General features: G+C 63.6%; 3 protein-coding genes. All 3 read left to right on the top strand.

The annotated features are described in order from the left end of the window. Position 1 precedes the first annotated feature (1 nt). Positions 2-982 carry a Bug family tripartite tricarboxylate transporter substrate binding protein gene (locus RR928_RS24535; protein ID WP_332535364.1) on the top strand — a complete coding sequence of 327 codons (981 nt, stop codon included), beginning with the start codon at positions 2-4 and terminating at the stop codon, positions 980-982. A gap of 482 nt (positions 983-1,464) precedes the next feature. Continuing rightward, positions 1,465-3,198: a methyl-accepting chemotaxis protein gene (locus tag RR928_RS24530; RefSeq protein WP_332535365.1), complete on the top strand. Its 1,734-nt coding sequence runs from the start codon at positions 1,465-1,467 to the stop codon at positions 3,196-3,198. Between the two features lie 70 nt (positions 3,199-3,268). Then, on the top strand, positions 3,269-3,439 hold a 171-nt coding region (locus tag RR928_RS24525; RefSeq protein WP_442881937.1), incomplete at its 3' end, for a PaaI family thioesterase.

Genomic DNA, 3,439 nt, shown 5'->3' with positions numbered 1-3,439 from the left:
CATGTCGCCATCGACTTCACGCCGTTCCTTCCTTCACACCGTGGCCGCGGGCACGGCCGCCGCCGCCGGGCCCGCCTGGTCCCAGTCCGCCTGGCCGAACAAGCCGATACGCATCATCGTGCCGTACACCGCCGGCGGCTTCACCGACCAGATGGCGCGCATGCTGCAGGTCGGCCTGCAAAAAGCGCTGGGCCAGCCCATCGTCATCGAGAACAAGCCCGGCGCCAACAGCATCATTGGCGTCGACCAGGTTGCCAAATCCGCGCCCGACGGCCTGACCTTTGGCGTGGTGATTGCCGCGTTTGCCGGCAACACCACGCTGTACGACAAGCTGCCTTACCACCCCACCAAGGACATCGTTGGCGTCTCGCTGATGGGCGTGTCGCCGCTGGTCGCGGCGGTGTCGCTGAATGCGCCGTTCAAGAACGCCCAGGAGCTGGTTGCCTATGCGCGCGCCAATCCCGGCAAGGTGAGTTTCGCCTCTTCGGGCAGCGGCTCCAGCGCCCACCTCACGACCGAGCTGCTCAAGCTGCTGACCAAGACCGACATGGTGCATGTGCCCTACAAGGGCGCCTCGCCGGCGCTGGTCGATCTGATGGGCGGACAGGTGCCGCTGTTTCTCGATCCGCCGCCCAATCTGATCCAGCCCGCCAAGGCCGGTCGCATCCGGCTGATAGGCGTGGCCAGCGAAAAGCGCATTCCGTCGCTGCCCGATGTGCCCACGTTCATAGAGCAGGGCATCGATGGCCTGGTGGGCAGCACCTGGGCCGCCATGGTCGCGCCCGCGGGCGTGCCGCGCGAAATCCTGCAGCGCATGTCGGCCGAAGTGCGCAAGATCCTCTACAGCGCCGAGGGCCAGGCGCGCCTGGAAGCCATGGGCACCGTGGCCGAAGGCTCGACGCCCGAGGAGTGCGATCGCTTCATTGCCGCCGAAACCAAGAAGTGGGGCCGCGTGATTCGCGACGCCAAAGTGACGCTTTGAGATGCACCGCGGCGTTGCGGTGAACCCGCCGCCGCGCGTGCTGCGGCCAGGCATTCATCTGCCGTGCAGCGTGAATGCTGGTCGACTTGAGATTTAGGGTAAATACTTATCAAGTTATTCGGTGTGGGTAGCTACGCCTCGGTGCGCGCCAGGAAGTGCGTCAACTTCTATCCATCAGTAATTCAATAAAGAAAAAATCTATGTGTTGATGTATGTCAACACGTCATGCGCGCGGTCTAATGCTACAAATTGAATCAATGACTACTAATTTGTAATTCTTGCGGCTTTCAGCGTTTTCATGCGCGACGTATTTCCTCGTACGGTCACAGACAGCCTGAGCGGGAGTCTTGGTCGTCCAGCCATGCAGTCGAGCATGCGTTGTTTATCTTGGAGTCCAGGAAACAATATCCGGCCTGAGACTTCTTCAATGGTCTATTTGATTTTTCACTCACAACGCCATACGAATGGCAGGGGAAGAAGCCATGCAGTCCTGGAGAAATCTATCGGTCAAGGCCAAGCTGGTTGGCACCTTTGGTCTATTGATTGCCCTGATCATAGGAATTACCGTGTATGCCATCCAGATGATGAAGGATGACAGCGCGGCATTCGGCAATTACATCCAGGGCATTCAAGCCCGTGCCGATGCGGCCAACAAGGTGCGGCTTGCTGTCGACGAACGCGCGATCGCCGCGCGCAATCTGACGCTGGTGACTTCGCCCCAGGACGTGGCCCAGGAAAAAGCCGCAGTCGAGCGCGCCGCAGGGGATGTGCGCAAATATCTTGCCGAACTCCAGGAGTTGGCGGGAAAACCCGGCGTGAATGCCGAAGTGCGTGCCATGGTCGACAATATCGCCCGCATAGAAAGCCAATACGAACCGGTGGCGATGGCCATTCTCGGCATGGTGCTGGACAATCAGCGCGAAGCCGCAGTGACCAAGATGAATGCAGAATGCCGCCCGCTGCTGGCCGCGCTGATGCGCGCCACCGCAGAATACAGCACGTTCACCGCCGGGCGTTCGCTGGAAATGATCAAGGAAGCCGAGGCTGCAACCCAGCAGCGGCAACTGGTGCTGATTGTCGGCGGCGTGCTGGTCACGGCCCTGGCCTGCTGGGCCGCACTGCTGATCGTGCGCGCCATCGTGCGGCCCTTGAACCAGGCCGTCGAACTGATAGGTGAAATCGCCCAGGGCGACATCAGCCGCGAGATCCGGGTCGAGACCAAGGACGAGTTCGGCCGCCTGCTGCTCGCGCTCTCGGGCATGCAGCAAAGCCTGGTGTCGCTGGTGTCTTCGGTACGCCAGGGCGCAGAGGGGGTGTCTACGGCCAGCGCCGAGATTGCCCAGGGCAACATGGACCTGTCGGCGCGCACCGAAAGCCAGGCCAGCGCGCTCGAGCAGACCGCTTCGTCGATGGAGGAGCTGGGCACGACGGTACGCCAGAACGCCGACAACGCCAGCCAGGCCAACCAGCTCGCCCAGAGCGCCAGCGGCGTGGCGCAGCAGGGAGGTCAGGTGGTCGAGCAGGTGGTGGAGACCATGCGCGGCATCAGCGATTCAAGCAAGCGCATCGCCGAGATCATCAGCGTCATCGACGGCATTGCGTTCCAGACCAATATCCTGGCCCTGAATGCCGCGGTCGAGGCCGCGCGCGCGGGCGAGCAGGGCCGGGGTTTTGCCGTGGTGGCCAGCGAAGTGCGCTCGCTCGCAGGGCGCAGCGCCGAGGCCGCCAAGGAAATCAAGCAGCTGATAGAGGAAAGCGTGCAGCGCGTGTCCGCGGGCTCGCAGCTGGCCGACCGCGCGGGCAGCACCATGCACAATGTGGTCAGCAGCATTCGCCGCGTGACCGACATCGTCGGCGAGATCAGCGCCGCCAGCTCCGAGCAGAGCGCGGGCGTGGGCCAGGTCGGCGAAGCCGTGACCAATATCGATCATGCCACGCAGCAGAACGCAGCGCTGGTCGAGCAGATGTCGGCGGCCGCCAGCAGCCTCAAGTCACAGGCCCAGGAACTGGTGCGCGCGGTGAGCATTTTCAAGCTCTCGGCATCGGCATCGGCGCCGCACCATGCCGATGGGGTGCCGGCCGCGCAGACCGTCGAATCGCGCCCGGTAGCGGCACGCGCCACGCCGGCCCGCCAGGTCGCGGCACGTCCGATGCGCAGGCCTGCGCCAGCACTGATGGCCAAGACGGCGTCGGACGGCTCGTGGGAGTCGTTCTGAGCTGGCATGCAGGTGACAGCGATGCGCCGCGGCGCCGCTGGCGGACGCTGCCAGCCGCTACAGTAGGGCGATGAACGCACTCCACGAACGAATCGCCGCCAGCTTTGGCGCCCAGGGCCTGATGCAGACATTGGGCGCCACGCTGACCTTGGTCGAAGACGGCGAGGTGCATATCGCGCTGCCTTTTTCCGCCCATCTTTCCCAGCAGCATGGCTATGTGCATGCGGGCGCGGTCACCAGC

Origin of the sequence: Comamonas sp. (genome assembly GCF_036666375.1) — a bacterium.
GTDB lineage: Bacteria > Pseudomonadota > Gammaproteobacteria > Burkholderiales > Burkholderiaceae_C > Comamonas.
Note: the sequence above shows the minus strand (reverse complement) of the source record. Positions and strands in the feature narration are given on the sequence as shown.